The organism is Frigidibacter sp. ROC022 (genome assembly GCF_024723735.1).
Taxonomy (GTDB): domain Bacteria; phylum Pseudomonadota; class Alphaproteobacteria; order Rhodobacterales; family Rhodobacteraceae; genus SLM-1.
In genome coordinates this window covers 106,058-126,733 of the sequence record NZ_JANQDU010000003.1, presented here as the reverse complement: position 1 = coordinate 126,733, position 20,676 = coordinate 106,058, and the positions used below count along the sequence as shown (strand labels likewise).

The window sequence follows — 20,676 nt, the reverse complement described above, 5'->3', positions numbered from 1 at the left end:
TGTCCCGGTGTTTCCGGGGCGGCCCGACCCCTGACGGATTCCCTCTCTTGAACCACATCGAAGCCTTCACCTGCGCCAAGAACCCGGCCGCACCGGAGACCAACGAGGACCGCATCGCCGCGATCCCGGGACGGCTGCTTGCCGTCGTCGATGGCGCAACCGATATCGGCGGCCATCGCTATGACGACCGGCTGGGCCGATCCGCCACCGGTGGCCGGCTTGCCTCTGAAGCCGTGGCCGAGGCGCTGGCCATCGCCGCCGCGGGCAGCTTCACCGAACTGCCCGACCCGATCGAACTGGTCGGCCGGCTCAATGCCGCCATCGCCGCGGTCTATTCCCGCCTGAACCTGTCGGAAGAGGACGTGGCCTCGGGCCGCCACCGCTTCCGCGCGGCCTTCTCGGCGGCGCTGATCGCCGGGCCGGCAATCCGCCTGGTGGCTCTGGGCGACTGCACCATCCGCATCAATGGCAAGGAGGTGCTGGGCCATTCCTTCCCCGGCGACACCGTGTTGTCGAAGGCCCGTTCGGTCGCTTGGGGCATCCTCGCCGGACGCGGGCTGGAGGCCGACACAATCCGCCCGCTGGCCCGGCAGGTGATCGTGACCGGCCCCGCCTCGGGGGCACTGCCGCAGCCGTTCCGGGCGGAAGACGCCGAGACGATCTGCGATGCCGTGCGCAGTGATCCGGCGGTACGGGCGGCCTGCGGGGACGACCTCGCCCTGATCGACAGGCTGCTTCGCGTGGGCCTGGAAGGCGTCCGGCAGTCGCCCGAAACCTTCGACGCGGTGTCGCTGGACGGCCATGGCGACCCCTCATCGGCGACACGGTGGACCGATCTCGACCTGGCCGACGTGGAAACGCTGGAACTGGCGTCCGACGGCTATCCCGTGCTGCCGGAGACCACCGGCATTGCCGCGTGGGAGGCCGCGCTGGCCCGCGCCGACGCCACCGACCCGGACCGCATCGACACCCATCTCAGCACCAAGGGCCGCACTGCCACGACCTTTGGCGACGACCGCAGCATCCTGATCGCAAACCGGACCTTCAGCCCGTGACCCAGACTCCAAAATCCCTGACCGTGAAAGACCTCACCAAGGTCTTCCAGACCCCCGAGGGTCCGACCACCGCCGTCCGCGATGTCAATTTCGAGATCGAGGGCAACACCTTCTTCACCATGCTCGGCCCCTCGGGATGCGGCAAGACGACGACGCTGCGGATGATCGCCGGGCTGGAGACCGTCACCTCGGGGGACCTTCTTCTCGATGGTGAGGACTTCCGCCGCAAGAACGCCTTCGAGCGCAACATCGGCATGGTGTTCCAGTCCTACGCCCTGTTTCCGCACATGACCGTCTTCGAGAACGTGGCCTACGGAATGCGGCTGCGCAAAGCCCCTGAGACGCTGATCCGCGAGCGGGTGACCGAGACCCTGGCGATGCTGCGTCTCGACGGTCTGGAGAAACGCCATCCGGCGGACCTGTCCGGCGGCCAGCAGCAGCGGGTCTCGATCGGGCGGGCGCTGGTCTACCGGCCCGACATCCTGCTTCTGGACGAACCGCTGGCCAACCTGGACGCCAAGCTGCGCGTCGAGATGCGGGACGAGATTCGGCGGCTGCAGAAAACCCTGGGGGTGATGGCGCTCTACGTCACCCACGACCAGGAAGAGGCGATGGCGATCTCGGACCGGATCGCGGTGTTCTCGAAGGGGCGCCTGATGCAACTGGGCGCGCCCTACGAAATCTACACCCACCCGACCTCGGTCTTCGTGGCCGACTTCATCGGCAAGGCGAACTTCTTTCTGGTGACGCTGGACGGGGACGCGGTCGTGGCCCCGAACGGCGCGAGATTCGGCGGATTGCCGGTGGTGCAGACGGTGGACGAGGACGAGTGGTTCGACCGCACCGATGCGCTGATGATGTGCCGTCCGGAAAAGATGTGGCTGGTCGCCGCGAGCGAGAGGACCGGCGACACCGGCTTCGAGGGCCGCGCCACCCGCATCCAGTTCCTCGGCACCTTCGTGCGCTACCTGATCGAGAGCGATCAGGCGCGCAGTGATGTCATCGTCGATCTGCCGGCCTTCGCGCCCGGCGTGTCCGAGGGGGATGCAGTGCGCTTCGGACCCGCCAAGGACGGCATGGTCTTCCGAAAGGCCACAAAATGACTGCCGCCGTCCCGACCAAGCCCCGCCGCCGCCGCAACATCGCCCCCTGGGTCGCCGGAGGGCTGACCCTCTTCGTGCTGGTGGCCTTCCTTCTCTTTCCGATCGGCACCACGCTGCTGAACAGCTTCGCCCCGAGCGGCGAGAGGTTTGCCTTCGGCAACGCCACCTTCGAGAACTTCACCCGGTTCTGGACCTCGGCGCAGTATCAGACGGCACTGATCAACACCATCATCATCGGCCTCGCCGTCACCGTCCTATCGACCATCGTCGCGGTCCCCGCCGCCTATTTCGTGGCCCGGGTGCAGATGCCGTTCAAGCCGCTCATCATGTCGCTGTCGATCATCCCGCTGATATCGCCGCCCTTCGTCGGCGCCTATTCCTGGGTGATCCTGTTCGGCCGCAGCGGCATCGTCAGCCAGTATCTGCGCGACTGGTTCGGCTTCCAGATGCCGCCGATCTACGGGTTCTTCGGCGTCATCCTGGCGATGGTGCTGGCGAATTTCACCTATGTCTTCCTGTTCGTGCAGGGCGCATTGACCGCCGTCGATCCGCATCTGGAAGAAAGCGCCCGCGTCATGGGCGCCTCGCGCTGGCGCATCCTGCGCACGGTGGTCCTGCCGCTGGCGATCCCGCCGATGCTGGCGGGCGCGATGATCGTGCTGATCGAGGCCCTGGGCGAATTCGGCATCCCGGCGGTCCTCGGTGGCGAGGTCTATGTGCTCTCGACGCTGATGTATTTCCAGATCCACGGCTACTTCAACCTGAACGCGGCCTCGGCCATCGCCCTGGTCAACGTCGCCATCACGCTGATCGCGATCGTGCTGCTGCTGCGGATCAACCGCAAGCGCCGCTTCATCACCGTGGGCAGCACCACCCGGCGTGCGGCGCTGCAGACCGGGCGCGGCATCCGCATCGTGGCGAACCTCTATGTCTGGGGCCTGCTGGCGGTGGCGCTCCTGCCGCAGGCGGTGGTGATCTTCACCTCCTTCGCCGAGAAATGGCCGGGGACCAGATGGCCCCTGGAATACGGGCTCGACAACTACCGCTACATCTTCAGCCGGATCGTCGAGCCGATGCAGAACAGCCTGATGCTGGCCGCCATCGCCACCGTCGTCTGCGTCATCTTCGGCACGCTGACGGGCTATATCGCCGAGCGCAAGACCTTCCCCGGCAAGTGGGCGCTGGATCTGACCATCATGCTGCCCTTCGTCCTGCCCGGCATCGTCACCGGCGTCGCCCTGCTGGTCACCTACAACAGCGGCCCGATCGCGCTGACCGGCACTGCAGCGATCCTGGTCATCGCCTATTTCGTCCGTCGCATCGCCTATATCTATCGTTCGGTGGTGGCGGCCGTTTCGCAGCTCGACCTCAAGATGGAAGAGGCCTCAACCATCGCCGGCGCAGGGTGGAGCACCACCATGCGCAAGATCACCGTGCCGCTGATCGCGCCGGGCATTCTCGCCGGCGCCATCATCGTCTTCACCACGCTGATCTCCGAGATGAGCACCACGATCATGCTCTATTCGGCGCGCTGGAAGACCGTGTCCATCGCCATCTACGAGCGGCTCGAAAGCCAGGAGATCGCCGCGGCCGCGGCCATCGGCTCTGTCACCATCCTCGTGACGCTGCTCCTGGTGCTGACCGCGACCCGGGTGATCGGCAAATCGATGTCCGAGCTGTTTTCCTGACCTGCACCGGGCGAGGCCCCGAACCTCGGCCCGGGGCGAAACGTGAATCGGTCTCGCGCCAACTGGAAGAATGGATCAAGGGCCCATGGACGAACGGCACCGCACAGTTCGCAGGCAATCCGACCGAAGGCGGGCTCATTGCCCCGAAGGTCGGGACGACCGGCCGGGCCTGCCGCCGGGCCGAGACGCTCTGATGCGCCGGGTGACCCGGGTTCGCATCGGCCCCCCGGCCCGTCCGGTTTGCTTTGACAAGGTCCGGTTTGCTCCGCACTAATGGCAGGGGACAGGTGCCGCGGATCGTCGGGAGGGCGAATTCGGCGGCAAGATATTCTTTGAAGGGAGGAGAATTGAATGTCAGGATTCATGGGTAAGATCGGGGGGTCCGCCAAGGCGATCCTGTTTGCCGCCTTGATGGCGTCACCAACACTGGCCGTTTCGCAGGCCGCCTCGCCCGAGGTCGAGGCCTGGCTGAAGGCCGCCGAACTGGGGCCCTATGCGCCCGAGGCGGAAAACTGGGATGCCATCGTTGAAAAGGCCAAGGAAGAGGGAGAGGTCGTCATCTACTCTGCCTCGGGCCGCATCGCCGAACTGGTCGAGCCCTTCAATGCGCTCTACCCCGAAATCAAGGTCTCGGTCTTCGATCTCGGTTCGGTCAAGACCGTCGAAAAGACGATCCGCGAACAGGAAGCCGGCATCTACAACGCCGATATCGTCACCACCGGCAATTCCGGCGTGGTGATCAACGAGATGCTGGCCGGCGGCATGATCTACAACTATGTGCCCCAGGCCTATGTGGACCGCATTCCGGAAGAGAACCGGGAACCGCTTCTGGTGCGGATCAACGAGGCCATCGTGATCTACTACAACACCGAGGCCAATCCCGACGGGCCGCCGATCAGCAACATCTGGGAACTGACGGAGCCAGAGTACAAGGGCCGGGTGGCCATCATCGACCCGATGACCTCGGGCTCGACCTTCATGGGTGTCGCGACGATCGTCCAGCATGCCGACGAAATGGCGGCGGCCTACAAGCGCTATGCCGGCAAGGACATCGAACTGACCGATGGCGTGCCGGATGCCGGCTACGAGTTCTTTGCCCGGCTGCTGGCAAATGACCTGGTGATCTTCAAGTCCGGGTCGAAGCTAGTCGAGGCGACCGGCACACCGGGCCAGGAGAAGCCGCTGATCGGCTTTGCCTACATGACCTACATCAGCAAGAACCAGTCGGACGGCTTCGTGAATGCCATCTTCACCGATCTCGATCCGGCGTCGAAATGGGTCTACCCGACCTTCACCGCGATTGCCGCGCGGGCACCGCACCCGAATGCCGCCAAGCTGATGACGGCCTATCTTCTGGGCAGTCTCGAACTGAACAAGGACACGGTGCTGACCCCGCCCTTCAAGGAAGGCAAGAGCATGGAGCTGCTGCAGGGTCTGGCGCCCTATTACGATCCCGGCTCGGTCAGCCCGCGCAGCGACGTGCCGCTGCCCCCGGGTGGCGAGATCTGGGACGAGATGAAGGGCTGGACCGTTTCCGCCGACTTCATGCAGAGCGAGGGCCCGAAGCTGCGGGATTTCTGGCTGCTGTTCTCCAGCCTTTGACGAAGCGGAAGAACACGTGAAGGAAATTCGGCTTTCGGGCATCAGGAAAGCCTATGGCCGGGAGACGGTGGTCCATGACATGGACCTCGTCGTCCGGCCGGGCGAGTTCCTGACCATCCTCGGCCCGTCCGGCTGCGGCAAGACCACAACCCTGCGGGCAATCGCGGGGTTGGAGGAACCGGACGACGGCGAGATCCGCTTTGACGATCAGGTGGTATTCTCACGCCAGAAGGGCGTCATCGTGCCCCCCGAGAAACGCAATCTGGGTCTCATCTTTCAAAGCTACGCGCTCTGGCCGCACATGACGGTCGAGAAGAACATTCTTCAGCCGTTGCAGAACAAGGGTCTGAGCCGGGCGGAGATCGACGAGCGCACGACCAGGGCCCTGGACTCGGTCCAGATGTCCGCCTTCAGGAAGCGCTATCCGTCCGAGCTTTCGGGCGGCCAGCAGCAACGGGTCGCGGTGGCGCGGATGATCGCCTCGCAGCCGCCGATCCTGCTGATGGACGAGCCGCTGTCGAACCTGGATGCCAAGCTCCGCCTGGAAATGCGGGCCGAGTTGCTTCGGCTGCATCGCGAACTGGGATCGACGACGGTCTACGTCACCCATGACCAGGCCGAGGCGCTGACCCTCTCGGATACGGTGGTCGTGATGGATCAGGGAAGCATCGTCCAGATCGGGGCGCCCTATGACATCTATCACCACCCGACGAACCTGCTGGTGGCCGAGTTCATCGGCGAGCCCCGGATCAACCTGATCGAGGGTGAGCTGACGGAGGCGGGCGGCACGGTCGTCCTGCAGGGCAAGGGCATCCGCATACCGGCCGACGCCGCTGCCGGCTCGGCCTCGCGCCGGCTCGTCGCCTCGGTGCGCCCCGAAAGCATCCTGCTCTCGACCGAGAAGCGCGACGGCTGGCAGGAAGTCCGGCTGGACAACGCCCAGCCGACCGGATCGACCACGATCCTCCAGGTCGCGGCCGGCGACAGCCGCCTCAGCCTTGTGCAGACGGGGTTCGTGCGGCTGGAGCCGGGGATTGCCCTGTGGATCGACTTCGACCCCGCAAGCGTGAACTTCTTCGACCCGGCGACGGGGAAGAACATACGGACGTCCAGCAAGGTGGCCGGTGCCGATGTCGGGTGATCGTGTGAGCGGGACGGGCCGGATCGGCGCAGTGCTGCGCTTTCAGGCCTACAGGATCGCCAATCGGCCGGACATGGTCATCGGCGTCATCTGTCTGGTGGCCCTTGCCTTTCTGGTGCTGGGGCCGCTGCTGGAGATCATCCGCGACGCGCTGAGCCTTCAGCCCTATGACCTTGCCTATCATCCGGATGGCGAGGTCGGATCGTTCTCGCTGTTCCACCTCGAGCGGGTCTTCGTCAGCCCGATCTCGAAGGCATTGTTCTATCGCCCGCTGCTGAACAGTCTCGCCATCGGCGTGACCGTCACGGCAGTGGCCGTCAGCCTGGGGTCGCTTCTGGCCTGGCTGCTGGTCAGGACCAATGTCCATTTCAAGGGACCGCTCGGGACGCTTATCGTCGTGCCCTACATGATGCCCTCCTGGGTGATCGCTCTGGCCTGGCTGGCCCTGTTCAAGAACGACCGGATCGGCGGGTCGGAAGGGTTGGCCGCGGGGCTTCTCGGCTTCCAGCCTCCGGACTGGGTGTCCTACGGTTTCTTCCCGATCGTGGTGACGCTGTCGCTGCATTATTTCGCCTATGCCTATCTGCTGATGTCGGGTGCGCTGGCGACGGTCGATTCCGAACTTGAGGAGGCCGGGGCGATCTCGGGGATGGGACGTTGGCAGCGGCTTTCCCGGATCACCCTGCCGCTTCTTCTGCCGGCGCTCGGCTCGGCGGTGGTCCTGACCTTCATCCGCATTCTCGGCACCTTCGGGGTGCCGGCGCTTCTGGGCCTGCCGGTGCGGTTCTTCACCTTCTCGACCCAGATCTACAACTCGATCAACGCCCGCAACAACGGCGATGCCTTCGTTCTTGCGCTGGTGCTGATCGTGATTGCGGTCAGCTTCATCTGGATCAACAGCCGGATCATCGGGGTCCGCAAGAGCTTTGTCACCATGACCGGCAAGGGCTTCCGGCGGCGCGAGATCAACCTCGGCCTGTGGCGGGTGCCGCTGACCATTCTGGTCTGGGTATTCGTTCTGGCCTCGGTCCTGCTGCCGCTGACGATCCTGCTTTGGGAATCCCTGATCCTGCTTCCCGGGGACTACAGCCTGGACAACCTGACTACCTATTTCTGGATCGGACAGGGCAACACGAACCTCGCCTATGGCGAACCCGGGGTTCTGCTGAACGACGGCATCCTGAACGCGCTCGGCAACAGCCTGAAGCTCGGCGTCTCGGCGGCGCTGTTCAACGGCTTCGTCGGGCTGCTCGTCGGCTATGCGGTCGTCCGCGGCCGGGGAACGCGGCTGTCGCGCTGGCTGGAATCCATTGCCTTCGCGCCCTACATCTTCCCGTCGATCGCCCTGGGCGCAATCTATATCGGCATGTTCTCCACCCCGCTCGGGCCGATCCCGGCGCTTTACGGAACCTTCGCCATTCTTGTGCTGATCACCGTGGTGAAGAACCTGCCCTTCACCTCGCGCACCGGAATCGCGGCGATGCTGCAGATCGACAGGTCGCTGGAGGAAGCGGCGCGGGTTCTGGGAATGGGCTGGTTCAAGAGGCTGGTCCGCATCATCATGCCGCTGTCCGCCAGCGGCCTGATCTCGGGCATGCTGCTGACCTTCATCACGGCAATGCGGGAGCTGTCCCTGATCGTGCTGCTGCTGTCACCCAGCAACATGGTGGTGACCGGTGTCATCTTCTACTACCAGGAGCAGAACATGCCACAGCACTCCGGGGCCGTCGCGCTGCTCCTCGTGCTGGTCATCGTCCTGGCGAATGTGCTGGTGCGGCTTGTGGCCCACCTGGCCGGTGCGCGAAGTCTGGCCTCCAACGCAGGCGCATGACTGCCGGGGGGGCCGCCAGAACCGGCGGCTCCCCGCCCCGCCCGGAACGGCGACCTTCGGGCAGCCCTGGCAGACGGCACATCTCCACGCCTTCAGGCGGGCCGTCATCCCTTGGCAAGCACGTCGCTGCGGTCGACCTGACGGCCGATCAGCGCGAGGCTCTGCCCCTGCTCGACCACCGGGAGGGTCTTCATTCCCATGAGATAGCCCTCGAACGGCGACGTGATGTCCACCGGCTGTCGCGTCGGATCCAGATGCGACCAGATGCGGCCGATCGGCTGCCCTTCGGCCACCGGGGTGCCGGTTTCGACCAGGACTTCCAGAAGCCCCGCGACCGGCGCCTTGATGAAGTCCATCAATCCGCTGACAGCCTCCCCCACACTGCCATTGTCATAGCGGCAATCGACGAATATCGGCGGGGGAAGCCCCAGCGAGGCGCGGGTGACCACCTCGCCTTCGAGCACGCCGACATGACGCAGGACATTGACGAGGCCGTTCCAGGCGAGCGCCTGCACCGCGACGGGAATGCGGGTGCCGCCGCCGAATTCGGTCGTGACCACGATCTTGCCCTGACGCTCGGCCTCGTTGGGAAGATAGTTCCCCGCCGAGGTGTAGAAGAAGTGGAAATCCGAGTTCCACATCTCCATCGCCTCGAGCATCGCCTTGCGCTGCACCGGGTCCTTCGGGACGCACATGTGCGAGCACGGCTCGATCCAGCCGTCGCGCCCGGACGAATGCATGTCGATGACGACATCCGCCTCGGGGAACAGGACCGCAGAGAAGAAATGCGCCAGTTGCTCGATCACCGGTCCGTCGGGGTTGCCGGGGAACGAGCGGTTGAAATTCGCGCCCGACGGCCACAGCCGGGTGTTCGCCCGCGATGCCTCGGTCGAGATGATCGGAACGACGATGATCCGGCCCGAGACCTGCGCCGGCTCGATGTCGCGGATCAGGCGGAGGGCCGCGAGTTGCCCGGCATATTCGTCGCCGTGATTGCCGGCCGAGACGAGGACGGTCGGCCCCGAGCCGTTCGCGATGCAGACGATCGGCACGCGCTCTCCCGCGCTCCCGGTCGTCGGGTCGGGCGGCAGTTGCAGATGCCCTGCCTGCCGGCCCGTCTTGCCGAAGTCGATCGGATTGTGAATCCGCGATGTTCCCGCTTCCGGATTGCCCATGTCTCTCGCTCCCAGAGTCACCACCAAACGCGCATACGGTATACGATTTGTCAACTCGACCGGCGAGCCGCCGCCTGATGCAGTGCCAAGGCGATGGCCGGAACGTGACTGGCGCAATATCCCGGGCGGCGGACCCTGCTTCAGGCCCGATGGGCCGCCGGCGCCGCGCCAGGGTCAGGGCATGGAAATGTAGTCGGCGGAAACGAAGCCGGTGATCGCGGGCGCGTCGGCCAATGCGACCCGGCACCACAACTGCCCCACCTCGGTCACGCAATCGCGGCGTATCAGAGCCGTGCCGTCCGGCAGGCCCAGGATCACCCTGTAGCCAAGCCCCGGCCCGGCGCGCAGCTTCAGGAGGTCGTCAGGACCGGCGCCCCGGACCACCGTTCGGCCTCCTGCGCCGACACCGCAGCCCGCGACGAGTGCGAGCGCGAGCAGGGCGCCCACGGCGGTTCGGCTCATTTTCCTGCCTTGATCGTTTCGCATTCTGGATGCCTTCCTTTGCGGGACTGGACAGGGAAGCAAGATCACGATTTCGGGGTGATGGTCGAGCCCCTAGCCACCGCCTCCGACCGGATTCCCCATACCGGACAGCCCGCCGCGCCGGGGTCCGACAAGGCCGTCCGCTGCACGGCTGGAGCCCTGAAGAGACGCCTTCGACGTGCCATCCTTCGTTCCGATCCCCGGGCCATTGACACGCGCGGACATGCCGGCTCTCTCGCCGGGGTGAAAGCTCACGCGAGGGCTGTCAGAGCAACCAGCACGAAAACGATCGGCAGACGCGCCAGCCCGATCCGCCGCCAGCCCATGTCGGTGTCGATCCCGGACACGGTCTTGCGCCCCTTGGGGTTGAAGACCAACGCTGCTGCCTTCAGCGCCCAGACAAGCGGCACACCGGCAATCAGCGTCCACCCGGCCCAGCTGCGGTCCGACGCTGCAAAGTCCCGGGTTGCAAGCGCCCAGATTGCAAGAAGCCCGGCAGCGGCGGCCCAGAACCAGACCGGTCGCCGGGCGCCGCCATAGGCAGACGCCTCGATGGCCTGCCAGCGGCGGCCGAGGGCGATCATGCCAAGGCTGGTGGCCAGCGCGAGCGTGGCGAGGCCGTATCCGAAGGTCGCTATCCACATGGGCTCTGCCTCCGTCCTATGCGCCAGAGCCGGACGGCCGCAAGCACGGTGACCACGGTCAGAAGAAGTTGAAAGACGGCTTCGGCATCTGCCGGCATTGGGATCACCTCGCCGGTGGCGTTGATCATGAAATGGAAGACCACCATCAGCAGAAGCGATCGGTTCGAGACAAGGTAGCCCCATGTCATCAGGATCGACTTCATCAGGATCGACCAAAGGAACAGCCAGAGCACAGGCGGTCCGTCGAACGCGTCATAGTAGCCCGGGACCGCAAAGAGCGGCAGGTGCCACGCCCCCCAGCCAAGGCCCAGAAGACCCGCGGCCGCAAGTGGCGAGACCCTTGCCAGCAGGGCATCGAGCCCGTAGCCGCGCCAGCCGATTTCCTCTGGCAGCGGGCCGAGCAGAAACAGGAACACGGCAAGGTCGAGCGTGGCGGCCCAGCTGTCCCGTGGCAGCGCAAGAACCGGTTCCGGCGCGCCACCGAGCCAAAGCACGAAATGCGCCATCAGCGACAATGCCGGGATCAGCAGGAGTGCCGTCGCCCAAAGCCAGAGCGGCGCGAAACGTGGATCGATCAATCTGACCCACAGGTCGCGAAGCCCCCGTGCGCCGCTATGGCGGTGCTGAAACCAGAGCCCCATGACAAGCGGCCCGGTCCCACCCGCATAGACCAGCCAGCGCCCCGGGCTCTCCCAAGCCTCCAACCCCGAGACGGCCAGCGCCAGCCAGAACGCCCACGTCCACAAGATCGTGGCGCCGAAAAAAGCGAAAGGCCGGTAGGCAGAACCGCTCATCCCGCCCGGCCCCTCAGGCGGTCGCCTCCTGCCAGTACGCGCCCGCCGATCCGAAGCCCCGGCGGATCGCCCGAAAAGGGCAGCGCGCCGTCCGCGGCGGGGCGTTGCGCGTGAATATGAAGAGGCGGCTCCGTCGAGGCGCCGGGCACATGGTTGTGCTGAGTGAAGATGTCCGGCAGCGCGTCCAGTTGCGCGGCGAGGATGGCCTCACCCGTCTGCCGGGCGCGGCTCGCTATTGGCATCGCAACCGTCAAGGTCAGCCCGATCAACAGCCCCCGGGCCAGCATCTTCCCGGCGTGGCGCATCATTCCGCACCCGGGCATGAGATGGACGACACATCGGCGATGAAGAAGGGGAAATAGTCGTCAGTTCCAAACATGTTGCCCGCCTCCACATGGGTCGCCAGGGTGAACCGCGCCACGTTCTTCGAGACCGGCGGTGCGGAGGGCTGCAGCGCGATCAGGCGATCCATTTCCTCGCGGTCGGCACGCCGGTCAGACTGCCGCCACGATGCAAGGGCGGCGACCGCAATCGTCAGAAACACCAGAATGAGAAACAAGCGAACTCTCATGGCAGGCCCTGCAGGCTCCTGGCGGGACGACTTCCCGGTGTCTCGCGACATCTGGTGGGGCGGCCCGCCGCGGCTCAATTGTCCCCAAGTGTACTGAACCGATTCATCCGGCGTATCGGCAGGGCGCGCCTTGATCACGATCAGAGAATCCGAATGATTGGATGCTGCCACCTCGCGTCCGGGATGACGGTCGCGGCACATTTGGAGCATGCGAGGTGAGACGGGTTGCCGAGTTTGTCCCGATTTGCCTTTCCTGGACGTTCTTTGCGGTGTTCCTCACGTTGCATGACTTCTGGCGGCCGGCGACAATGAGCGACCGGGATGCAGCCGCCCGAGCCTGCCCACATCTGTTTGCAGGCTCGGCCCCCCTGCGCGGTGCCGCCAGGCGGGGCGTGTTCAAATGCCTCGAGTTCCTCTACAATCCGGAGCGCACACACAACGACAAGGGCATCCTGTCTCCCTTTGAGTCCAGACAGTGGAAACTGAACAAGGCAGCTGCACGGCAACCTGATGGCTGCACATGCGACGAACAGAGGCCATTGGCCGGACGGCCGGGCGTGATGGTTGCCTGGGTGTTTGAATCGGCGAGCGGTAGGCAGGCCACACAATCCATGCAAGTCGCGCTGTGGGAGGGAGCGAAGTGTTTCTAGACTATTCGCTCAATCTGCCGCTGGTTCTGGCATCCTTTGCCGTCTCGCTGATGGCCAGCTTCACCGGCCTGGCCCTGACGCGGGGCGTCTCCAGCCTGCCCGAGACCCAACGCAAGCAACGGATCGCGATGGCGTCAGTTGCCCTTGGGGGCGGGATCTGGGCCATGCATTTCGTCGCGATGCTCGGCCTTCGCCTGCCGATCCTGTTCTACTATGATGCACTGACCACGATGATCTCCGCATTGGTGGCCATTCTCATCATGGGGGTCGCACTGCTGGTCATGCATTTTCGGGTCCGCACACGATCGAGCACCGTCATTGCGGGAACGATCGCGGGCCTCGGGATCTCGGTCATGCATTATGTCGGCATGTCCGGAATGCAGCTGTGCGTGGCCGTCTATACACCCTTTGGCGTCCTGCTGGCCCTGGCAGCTTCTGTCGGGCTGGGGATCATCTCGTTCAGCATCGCCTATAGCGAACGGACCCGGCGCAACATTGTTCTGGGGACCCTGACCTTCGGCATCGCCGTCTGTCTGGTTCACTACCTGTCCATGGCGGGCACGAATTTCTTGCCGGCGGTCACGACCGATCCACTGACGACCGTGATCGACAACTCGACCTTGGCGATGATCGTGACCTTGATCGCTTTCGTGATCTGCGGCGCATTCCTGCTGTTGGGTGTCACGTTCTTCCCGGCAGCGCCGCGGCATCCCGAAGCCATCGATGCCCCCTTTCCGGACATCCAGGAAAGCCCGCCTGCCCCCGCCAAACCCGAGCAGTCCCCAAACCGGCCGTTCTCGCCGTCGGTTCCCTATCAAAAGGATGGGCAGATCCAGTTCGTCCGTCCCGCCGAGATTGCCGCGCTCCGGGCCGAAGGACACTATTGCATTCTCTACACCGGGACCGAGAAGCTGTTCTCGCCCTGGTCGATCTCGGATGCCGAGACGAGGCTCGAGCTTGCGAACTTCATTCGCTGCCATCGCAGCTACCTGATCAACCCCGAGCATGTCACAAGCTTCGAACGAAAGAAGGACACCGGTGTTTGCCTGTTCGCCACCAGCCCGGGTTTGAACCCGGTCCCCGTCAGCCGGTCGCGCATGGGCGAGGTGCGGGCGGCACTCGGTCTTGTCTAGAGCGTCGCTCGTGCACGTAAATCGCAGTTCGTGAAGTAGCTGGCGCAGGTGGTGCTTTGGCACACCCGCTTTGCCCGCCCATCCCTCAAGGCTTCCTCCTGAAGACTCGGGCAGTTTGGGAGGACGCCAATGATACCATCAGCGTTTGAATACCACCGTCCTGCGGATGTGAAATCCGCAGTCGGAATCTTGCAGGCACAGGGAGACGAAGCGCGGGTATTGGCAGGCGGTCACAGCCTGATCCCGATGATGAAGCTGCGCATGGCAGCCGTCACGCATCTGGTCGACCTGCAGGACATCGCCGAGTTGAAGGCGGTGAGCATTGCGGAAGGCAAGGTCACCATCGGCGCGATGGTCACCCAGCACATGCTGATCGACAACGCAAGGCTGGCTGCGTCGGTCCCGTTGCTGCGCGAGGCCGCCTTGCAGATCGCCGATCCCCAGGTGCGATACTGCGGCACCATCGGCGGCAACATTGCCAATGGCGATCCGGCCAACGACATGCCCGGCCTGATGCAATGCCTCGACGCAACGCTCGGACTCGCCGGGCCGAACGGCACCCGCAATGTAAAGGCGCGCGACTTTTACGAAGGTGCCTATGTCACCGCTTGCGAGGATGACGAGCTGGTCGTCTCGGTCACCTTCGATGTCCCGAAAGGCGGCCACGCCTATGAAAAGCAGAAACGGAAGATCGGTGACTACGCCACCGCGGCCTGTGCGGCGCTGATCGAGATGGACGGCGGGACCTGCCGTTCCGCCTCGATCGCGATGACCAACCTCTCCGATACGCCGATCTGGTCCAGGTCGGCCGGCGCGGCGCTGACCGGCACCCGCTGCGATACCGAAGACATCGCAAGTGCTGTCACGGCGGCCTTGGCGAATATCAACCCGACCGAGGACAATCGCGGCCCCGTGGCCTTCAAGATGCATGTCGCCGGCATTGTCATCAAACGCGCGATCACCCGCGCGATCGCCAGCGCGTAATGGGGAAAACGAGCATGAGCAAAATGCATCTCAAATTGACGGTCAACGGCCAGGCGGAAGAGCTGCGGGTCGAACCGCGCGAACTGCTGATTCACGTTCTGCGGGAAAAGCTGAACATCACCGGCCCGCATATCGGCTGCGAAACCTCGCATTGCGGCGCCTGCACTGTGGAAATGAACGGCAAGTCGGTCAAATCCTGCACGGTCTTTGCGGCGCAGGCGGATGGCGCCGAAGTCACGACGATCGAGGGCCTGTCGCCGCTGGGCGAGATGAACGTGCTGCAAAATGCGTTCCGTGAGCATCACGGGCTGCAATGCGGGTTCTGCACGCCGGGCATGATCACCCGTGCCCACCGATTGCTTCAGGAAAACCCGACCCCGACCGCGGAAGAAGTGCGCTTTGGCATGGCCGGAAACCTGTGCCGCTGCACCGGATACCAGAACATCGTCAAGGCGATCCTGGCCGCGGCAAGTGAGATGAATGCAGCCAAGGAGGCGGCAGAATGAACGACCAGACCCCCACACGCGTGGAACGCTCCGCCAAGCTCAAAGGTCTCGGCGTCTCGCGCAAGCGCGTCGAAGACGTGCGGTTCACCCAGGGCAAGGGAAATTACGTCGACGACATCAAGATGCCGGGCATGCTGTTCGGCGACTTCGTGCGCTCGCCCTATGCCCATGCCCGGATCAAGTCGATCAACATCGATGCGGCCATGGCCCTTCCGGGCGTCATCGCCGTGCTGACAGCCAAGGATCTCGAGCCTCTGGGCCTGCACTGGATGCCGACCCTGGCCGGTGACAAGCAGATGGTCCTGGCCGACGGCAAGGTGCTGTTCCAAGGGCAGGAAGTTGCCTTCGTGGTGGCCGAGAACCGCTATATCAACGCGGATGCCATTGATCTGGTCGAAGTCGAATATGAAGAACTGCCGGTTCTGACCGATGCCAAGGTCGCCATGGCCCCCGATGCCCCGGTGCTGCGCGAGGATCTGGCCGGGCAGGAGTCCGGCGCGCATGGCAAGCGGAAGCACCACAACCATATCTTCCTATGGGAGATCGGGGACGAGGCCGCGACCGACGAGGTCATCGCCAACGCCGACGTGGTGGCCGAGGAAACCGTCTATTACCACCGCACCCACCCATGCCCGCTCGAAACCTGCGGCTGCGTCGCTTCGATGGACAAGGTGAACGGCAAGCTGACGCTGTTCGGCACCTTTCAGGCTCCGCATGTGGTGCGAACGGTCGCGTCGCTGCTTTCGGGCATCGAAGAGCACAACATCCGCGTGGTCTCGCCGGATATCGGCGGCGGTTTCGGCAACAAGGTCGGCGTCTATCCCGGCTATGTCTGCTCGATCGTCGCCTCCATCGTCACCGGACGCCCGGTGAAATGGGTCGAGGACCGGATGGACAACCTGATGGCGACGGCCTTTGCCCGTGACTACTGGATGAAGGGCAGGATCAGTGCCACCAAGGACGGCAGGATCACCGGCCTGCACTGCCATGTCACGGCAGATCACGGCGCCTTCGATGCCTGCGCCGACCCGACGAAGTTCCCGGCCGGGTTCATGAGCATCTGCACAGGCTCCTATGACATCCCGGTGGCCTATCTCGGGGTGGACGGCGTCTATACCAACAAGGCGCCCGGTGGCGTCTCCTACCGATGCTCGTTCCGTGTGACCGAGGCAGCCTATTTCATCGAGCGTATGATCGAGGTTCTGGCGATCAAGCTGAACATGGATGCGGCCGAGCTACGCCGGATCAACTTCATCCGGAAAGAGCAGTTCCCCTATGACTCCGCTCTGGGCTGGGAATATGACTCGGGCGATTATCACACCGCCTGGGAAAAGGCGCTGAAGGCCGTCGATTACGACGGCCTGCGCAAGGAGCAGGCCGAAAGGGTCGCAGCCTTCAAGCGCGGCGAAACCCGAAAACTGCTTGGCGTCGGCCTGAGTTTCTTCACCGAGATCGTCGGTGCCGGCCCGGTCAAGAACTGCGACATCCTCGGGATGGGCATGTTCGACAGCTGCGAAATCCGCATTCACCCGACCGGCTCCGCAATTGCGCGACTGGGCACGATTTCCCAGGGCCAGGGCCATGCCACGACCTTTGCCCAAATCCTGGCAAGCGAAATCGGCATCTCGGCCGACAGCATCACGATCGAGGAAGGCGATACCGACACCGCCCCCTACGGTCTGGGCACCTACGGGTCGCGCTCGACCCCGGTGGCCGGCGCGGCGGCGGCGATGGCGGGGCGCAAGATCCGGGCCAAGGCGCAGATGATCGCGGCCTATCTGCTGGAAGTGCATGACGGCGACCTGGAATGGGACATCGACCGCTTTGTCGTGAAGGGCGCCCCCGAACAGTTCAAGACCATGACCGAGATCGCCTACGCGTCCTACCATCAGGAGATTCCGGGCGTGGAACCCGGGCTCGAGGCGGTCAGCTACTATGATCCGCCGAACATGACCTACCCGTTCGGCGCCTATATCTGCGTGATGGAGATCGACGTGGATACCGGCGTTCACGAAATCCGCCATTTCTATGCGCTGGACGATTGCGGCACCCGGATCAACCCGATGATCATCGAAGGTCAGGTGCATGGCGGCGCGACCGAAGCCTATGCCATCGCCATGGGACAAGAGCTGGCCTATGACGAGATCGGCAACGTGAAGACCGGCACCCTGATGGACTTCTTCCTGCCGACGTCGTGGGAAACGCCGACCTACACGACCGATTTCACCGAAACCCCCAGCCCGCACCATCCGATCGGGGCCAAAGGCGTCGGCGAAAGTCCCAATGTCGGTGGCGTCCCGGCGTTTTCCAACGCGGTGCACGATGCCTTCCGGCCCTTCGGCCTGAAGCAATCACACATGCCGCACGATCAATGGCGCATCTGGACGATCGCCAATGATCTTGGCTTGCATGGTTGAAGGGCATGCCGGGCGGCCGGCACCGCCACGGTCACCGATCATGAAAACCTGGAACGAACTCACGGACCAACTGGCGGATCAGGGGTATATCGCCTCCCCTGATCTGGCCATGGCCTTGCATATCTCCCTGCAACTGGGTCGCCCGTTGCTTCTGGAGGGCGCTGCCGGCGTCGGCAAGACCGAGGTCGCGCGCGCCCTCTCCGGCGCGCTGGAAACGATGTTGATCCGGCTGCAATGCTACGAGGGACTGGACGCGGCGCATGCCATCTATGAATGGAACTACCAGCGGCAGCTTCTGGCGATCCGCGCCGCCGCCGAAGACGGCAAGACCGGAAAGATCGTCGAAGACCGCATCTTCTCGGAAGACTTCCTGCTGCAACGCCCGCTCTTGCAGGCGATCCGGCAAGAGACGTCCCCCGTCCTGCTGATCGACGAGATCGACCGCGCCGATCAGGAGTTCGAAGCCTATCTGCTGGAAGTCCTGTCGGATTTCCAGATTTCCATCCCGGAACTCGGCACCCTGTCGGCCCTGTCGCGGCCGCATGTGATCCTGACCTCGAACGGCACCCGGGACCTGTCGGATGCGCTGCGGCGGCGCTGCATCTATGCCTATGTCGAATATCCCGACCGCAAGACCGAACTGGCGATCCTCTCCGCGCGCTGCCCCGGCATCGACGCGCGGCTTGCGGCCCAGGTCGTCGGCTTTGTGCAGGCCCTGCGCAAGGAGGAACTCGAAAAGGTGCCGGGCATCGCCGAGATGCTGGATTTCGCGGCCGCACTGGCCGGTCTTGGCCTCAACGATCTGAACGACGATCCCGAAATCCTGCGCGCCACCCTTGTCACCCTGCTCAAGACGCAAAGTGATCGGGCCAACACCCCGATCGAGGTTGCGCAACGTCTTGCCGGGAAAGCGGCATGAGCATGATCACCAGATTCGCAGCCCGGGATCCGGGGGTGACCGCCCGGGTAACAGGCTTCATCGGCCATCTGCGCGACCACGGTTTCGCCATCGGCGTGGCCGAAGCCCAGGCCGCCGTGCAGGCGCTGAGTCATGTTCAGGCCGGTGACATCGGCGAGGCTCAGCTTGCACTGAAATCGGTCTGTACCGGCAACGAGGATGAGGCAAAGCGTTTTGCAATGCTGTTCGACAGCTACTGGCGCACCGCGGGACGGGTACGCGAGAAGATCGACAAGTCCGGCCGGGACCGGCCCCGGAACACCCGCAGCAGCCAGGCGCTGGAGGGGCAGAAATCCGCGGGCGCCGGCAAGATCGACAGCCCCGGCCGGGGCGACGGAGAGGCCGAGACTGGCGGCGAGGGCCGCCTGATCGCCAGCGGCGTGCAGAACCTGATGAAAAAGGACATGCGCGAACTGGTGTCGCCGCAGGACATCCGGCAGGCCGAGGAGGTCGCCCGCCGACTGGCCGCCGCAATGCGCGACCGCCGGTCACGGCGCCGGACCGCGGCACAGAAGGGCGCCCGGATCGACTTTCGCAAGGTCGTGCGCCAGAGCCTGTCCACCGGCGGTGAACCGATGCTGCTGCCGCGCAAGCGACGACCGGATCGGCCGGTGCAGATCACGGCCCTCTGCGACGTGTCCGGTTCCATGACGGTCTACTCCCGGGTGTTCCTGGCCTTTCTGGCCGGGCTCATCCGTGCCGAGACCACTGCCGATGCCTATCTGTTTCACACCCGACTGGTCCGGATCACCGGCGCGCTTCGCGACGACGATCCGCTGCGCGCCTTGAACCGGCTCACGCTGATGGCCGACGGCTTTGGCGGCGGCTCGAAGATCGGAACCAACCTGCAGGTCTTCGCCCGCACTTATGCCCGGCGGTTCGTCTCGGGCCGCAGCGTGGTGATCATCCTCTCGGATGGATACGATACAGACCCGCCCGCCGGGCTGGCCGGCGCCCTGCGCGAGATCAAGCGCCGCGGTTGCCGGATCGTCTGGCTGAACCCGCTCAAGGGCTGGAAGAACTATGCCCCGGTCGCCGCCGGCATGGCGGCCGCCCTGCCCTTTCTCGATGTCTTCGCCGCCGCAAACACGCTTGAAAGCCTGGCCGCACTTGAAGGAGAGCTCGCATGGGTATGAGTGATCACGCATTCGACAGACGCGCCGCATCCCTGCGGGCCGCGAGTGAGCCCTTTGCCATTGCCACGGTGGTGCGCACGGTCAATGCGACATCGGCCAAGCCGGGCGCAAAGGCGATCATCACGGCGGACGGCACGATCGTCGAAGGCTGGGTCGGGGGCGGTTGCATCCGTTCCGCGGTCAGCAAGGCCGCGAAAACCGCCCTCGGCGAGGGCAGCACCCAGTTCGTTTCGTTGCGCCCGGAAGAAATCCTTGCCGCCGAGGGCCTGAAGGCCGGGGAAACCCGCGAAGGAATTCAGTTCGCCCGCAACGGTTGCCCTTCGAAAGGCTCGATGGACATCTTTGTCGAACCGGTTTTGCCGCGATCGGAGCTGATCGTCTGCGGCAACGGACCGGTGGCCCATGCGCTTGTCGGGCTCGCCGACCGATTCGACTTTGTCGTGACCCATTGCGCCGAAGGGGCGAATGACTTCGCCGCCGACACGCAGGGCCGGCATTTCGTCATCATCGCGACGCAGGGCAAGGGCGACGAAGCCGCTCTGCGGGCCAGCGTCACCGCCGCGCCCAGATTTGCCGCTTTCGTCGGAAGCCGCCGCAAGTTCACCACCCTGGCGGCCCGGCTGGTCGCGGCCGGCGTCCCGCAGGACGCACTGGACCGGGTCAAATCGCCCGCCGGTCTCGATATCGGGGCCATCACGCCGGACGAGATCGCCTTGTCCATCCTTTCCGAAGTCGTGCTGAAACGCCGTTCCCTGCAACGCTCCAAGGGAGGCTCCGATGAAACCGGCCGCTGACACCCGCCCGC

General features: G+C 64.7%; 20 protein-coding genes. 14 read left to right on the top strand and 6 right to left on the bottom strand.

Translation table 11 applies throughout. The features are described from left to right. Positions 1-47 precede the first annotated feature (47 nt). The 6 genes from NUW50_RS12365 to NUW50_RS12340 all read left to right on the top strand — a co-directional run bounded on the left by NUW50_RS12365 (position 48) and on the right by NUW50_RS12340 (position 8,420). Positions 48-1,055, top strand: coding sequence for a hypothetical protein (locus NUW50_RS12365; protein ID WP_258289441.1), 1,008 nt, complete (start codon positions 48-50; stop codon positions 1,053-1,055). Beyond that, on the top strand, positions 1,052-2,158 hold the full coding sequence (locus tag NUW50_RS12360; protein WP_258289440.1) for an ABC transporter ATP-binding protein: 1,107 nt from the start codon (positions 1,052-1,054) through the stop codon (positions 2,156-2,158). The genes NUW50_RS12365 and NUW50_RS12360 overlap by 4 nt, the downstream gene beginning before the upstream one ends. Then, positions 2,155-3,846 carry an ABC transporter permease gene (locus NUW50_RS12355; protein ID WP_258289439.1) on the top strand — a complete coding sequence of 564 codons (1,692 nt, stop codon included), beginning with the start codon at positions 2,155-2,157 and terminating at the stop codon, positions 3,844-3,846. Before NUW50_RS12360 ends, NUW50_RS12355 begins: the two co-directional genes overlap by 4 nt. Before the next feature lie 351 nt (positions 3,847-4,197). After that, on the top strand, positions 4,198-5,448 hold the full coding sequence (locus NUW50_RS12350; protein ID WP_258289438.1) for an ABC transporter substrate-binding protein: 1,251 nt from the start codon (positions 4,198-4,200) through the stop codon (positions 5,446-5,448). Between the two features lie 16 nt (positions 5,449-5,464). Then, complete coding sequence (locus NUW50_RS12345; protein ID WP_258289437.1) at positions 5,465-6,589, top strand: ABC transporter ATP-binding protein; 1,125 nt, start codon at positions 5,465-5,467, stop codon at positions 6,587-6,589. Next, on the top strand, positions 6,579-8,420 hold the full coding sequence (locus tag NUW50_RS12340; protein ID WP_258289436.1) for an ABC transporter permease: 1,842 nt from the start codon (positions 6,579-6,581) through the stop codon (positions 8,418-8,420). Before NUW50_RS12345 ends, NUW50_RS12340 begins: the two co-directional genes overlap by 11 nt. Before the next feature lie 104 nt (positions 8,421-8,524). Here the strand turns inward: NUW50_RS12340 and NUW50_RS12335 are convergent, their stop codons facing one another. From NUW50_RS12335 to NUW50_RS12310, 6 genes are all read right to left on the bottom strand, one after another. Next, on the bottom strand, positions 8,525-9,595 hold the full coding sequence (locus NUW50_RS12335; RefSeq protein ID WP_258289435.1) for a succinylglutamate desuccinylase/aspartoacylase domain-containing protein: 1,071 nt from the start codon (positions 9,593-9,595) through the stop codon (positions 8,525-8,527). A gap of 174 nt (positions 9,596-9,769) precedes the next feature. Then, positions 9,770-10,057 carry an SH3 domain-containing protein gene (locus NUW50_RS12330; RefSeq protein ID WP_258289434.1) on the bottom strand — a complete coding sequence of 96 codons (288 nt, stop codon included), beginning with the start codon at positions 10,055-10,057 and terminating at the stop codon, positions 9,770-9,772. Positions 10,058-10,329: 272 nt separating this feature from the next. Further along, positions 10,330-10,722: a hypothetical protein gene (locus NUW50_RS12325; RefSeq protein WP_258289433.1), complete on the bottom strand. Its 393-nt coding sequence runs from the start codon at positions 10,720-10,722 to the stop codon at positions 10,330-10,332. Further along, complete coding sequence (locus NUW50_RS12320; RefSeq protein ID WP_258289432.1) at positions 10,713-11,516, bottom strand: CPBP family glutamic-type intramembrane protease; 804 nt, start codon at positions 11,514-11,516, stop codon at positions 10,713-10,715. Before NUW50_RS12320 ends, NUW50_RS12325 begins: the two co-directional genes overlap by 10 nt. Next, positions 11,513-11,824, bottom strand: a complete 312-nt coding sequence (locus tag NUW50_RS12315) for a hypothetical protein (protein WP_258289431.1) — start codon at positions 11,822-11,824, stop codon at positions 11,513-11,515. The genes NUW50_RS12320 and NUW50_RS12315 overlap by 4 nt, the downstream gene beginning before the upstream one ends. Then, entirely contained in the window at positions 11,821-12,075 is a 255-nt protein-coding gene (locus NUW50_RS12310; RefSeq protein ID WP_258289430.1) for a hypothetical protein, read from the bottom strand. Before NUW50_RS12310 ends, NUW50_RS12315 begins: the two co-directional genes overlap by 4 nt. A 227-nt stretch (positions 12,076-12,302) precedes the next feature. On the opposite strand from NUW50_RS12310, the gene NUW50_RS12305 reads away from it, so the two are divergent. From NUW50_RS12305 to NUW50_RS12270, 8 genes are all read left to right on the top strand, one after another. Then, positions 12,303-12,737 carry a hypothetical protein gene (locus NUW50_RS12305; RefSeq protein ID WP_258289429.1) on the top strand — a complete coding sequence of 145 codons (435 nt, stop codon included), beginning with the start codon at positions 12,303-12,305 and terminating at the stop codon, positions 12,735-12,737. Beyond that, positions 12,728-13,870 (top strand): MHYT domain-containing protein, encoded by a 1,143-nt coding sequence (locus NUW50_RS12300; RefSeq protein WP_258289428.1) that lies wholly within the window; start codon positions 12,728-12,730, stop codon positions 13,868-13,870. Before NUW50_RS12305 ends, NUW50_RS12300 begins: the two co-directional genes overlap by 10 nt. A 129-nt stretch (positions 13,871-13,999) precedes the next feature. Beyond that, entirely contained in the window at positions 14,000-14,854 is an 855-nt protein-coding gene (locus NUW50_RS12295) for an FAD binding domain-containing protein (protein WP_258289427.1), read from the top strand. A gap of 14 nt (positions 14,855-14,868) precedes the next feature. Then, entirely contained in the window at positions 14,869-15,360 is a 492-nt protein-coding gene (locus tag NUW50_RS12290; protein ID WP_258289426.1) for a (2Fe-2S)-binding protein, read from the top strand. Beyond that, complete coding sequence (locus tag NUW50_RS12285; RefSeq protein WP_258289425.1) at positions 15,357-17,777, top strand: aerobic carbon-monoxide dehydrogenase large subunit; 2,421 nt, start codon at positions 15,357-15,359, stop codon at positions 17,775-17,777. The genes NUW50_RS12290 and NUW50_RS12285 overlap by 4 nt, the downstream gene beginning before the upstream one ends. A gap of 40 nt (positions 17,778-17,817) precedes the next feature. After that, complete coding sequence (locus NUW50_RS12280) at positions 17,818-18,696, top strand: AAA family ATPase (protein WP_258289424.1); 879 nt, start codon at positions 17,818-17,820, stop codon at positions 18,694-18,696. Further along, positions 18,693-19,871, top strand: coding sequence for a vWA domain-containing protein (locus tag NUW50_RS12275; RefSeq protein WP_258289423.1), 1,179 nt, complete (start codon positions 18,693-18,695; stop codon positions 19,869-19,871). The genes NUW50_RS12280 and NUW50_RS12275 overlap by 4 nt, the downstream gene beginning before the upstream one ends. Further along, positions 19,862-20,665 (top strand): XdhC family protein, encoded by an 804-nt coding sequence (locus NUW50_RS12270; RefSeq protein WP_338001359.1) that lies wholly within the window; start codon positions 19,862-19,864, stop codon positions 20,663-20,665. The genes NUW50_RS12275 and NUW50_RS12270 overlap by 10 nt, the downstream gene beginning before the upstream one ends. The last annotated feature ends 11 nt before the right edge of the window (positions 20,666-20,676 follow it).

What these genes read in the sequence shown, in the direction of transcription:
- NUW50_RS12355 (WP_258289439.1), top strand. Translation starts at nt 2,155, where the DNA reads ATGACTGCCGCCGTCCCGACCAAGCCCCGCCGCCGCCGCAACATCGCC.
- NUW50_RS12350 (WP_258289438.1), top strand. Translation starts at nt 4,198, where the DNA reads ATGTCAGGATTCATGGGTAAGATCGGGGGGTCCGCCAAGGCGATCCTG.
- NUW50_RS12340 (WP_258289436.1), top strand. Translation starts at nt 6,579, where the DNA reads ATGTCGGGTGATCGTGTGAGCGGGACGGGCCGGATCGGCGCAGTGCTG.
- NUW50_RS12335 (WP_258289435.1), bottom strand. Translation starts at nt 9,595, where the DNA reads ATGGGCAATCCGGAAGCGGGAACATCGCGGATTCACAATCCGATCGAC.
- NUW50_RS12330 (WP_258289434.1), bottom strand. Translation starts at nt 10,057, where the DNA reads ATGAGCCGAACCGCCGTGGGCGCCCTGCTCGCGCTCGCACTCGTCGCG.
- NUW50_RS12325 (WP_258289433.1), bottom strand. Translation starts at nt 10,722, where the DNA reads ATGTGGATAGCGACCTTCGGATACGGCCTCGCCACGCTCGCGCTGGCC.
- NUW50_RS12320 (WP_258289432.1), bottom strand. Translation starts at nt 11,516, where the DNA reads ATGAGCGGTTCTGCCTACCGGCCTTTCGCTTTTTTCGGCGCCACGATC.
- NUW50_RS12315 (WP_258289431.1), bottom strand. Translation starts at nt 11,824, where the DNA reads ATGATGCGCCACGCCGGGAAGATGCTGGCCCGGGGGCTGTTGATCGGG.
- NUW50_RS12295 (WP_258289427.1), top strand. Translation starts at nt 14,000, where the DNA reads ATGATACCATCAGCGTTTGAATACCACCGTCCTGCGGATGTGAAATCC.
- NUW50_RS12290 (WP_258289426.1), top strand. Translation starts at nt 14,869, where the DNA reads ATGAGCAAAATGCATCTCAAATTGACGGTCAACGGCCAGGCGGAAGAG.
- NUW50_RS12285 (WP_258289425.1), top strand. Translation starts at nt 15,357, where the DNA reads ATGAACGACCAGACCCCCACACGCGTGGAACGCTCCGCCAAGCTCAAA.
- NUW50_RS12280 (WP_258289424.1), top strand. Translation starts at nt 17,818, where the DNA reads ATGAAAACCTGGAACGAACTCACGGACCAACTGGCGGATCAGGGGTAT.
- NUW50_RS12275 (WP_258289423.1), top strand. Translation starts at nt 18,693, where the DNA reads ATGAGCATGATCACCAGATTCGCAGCCCGGGATCCGGGGGTGACCGCC.
- NUW50_RS12270 (WP_338001359.1), top strand. Translation starts at nt 19,862, where the DNA reads ATGGGTATGAGTGATCACGCATTCGACAGACGCGCCGCATCCCTGCGG.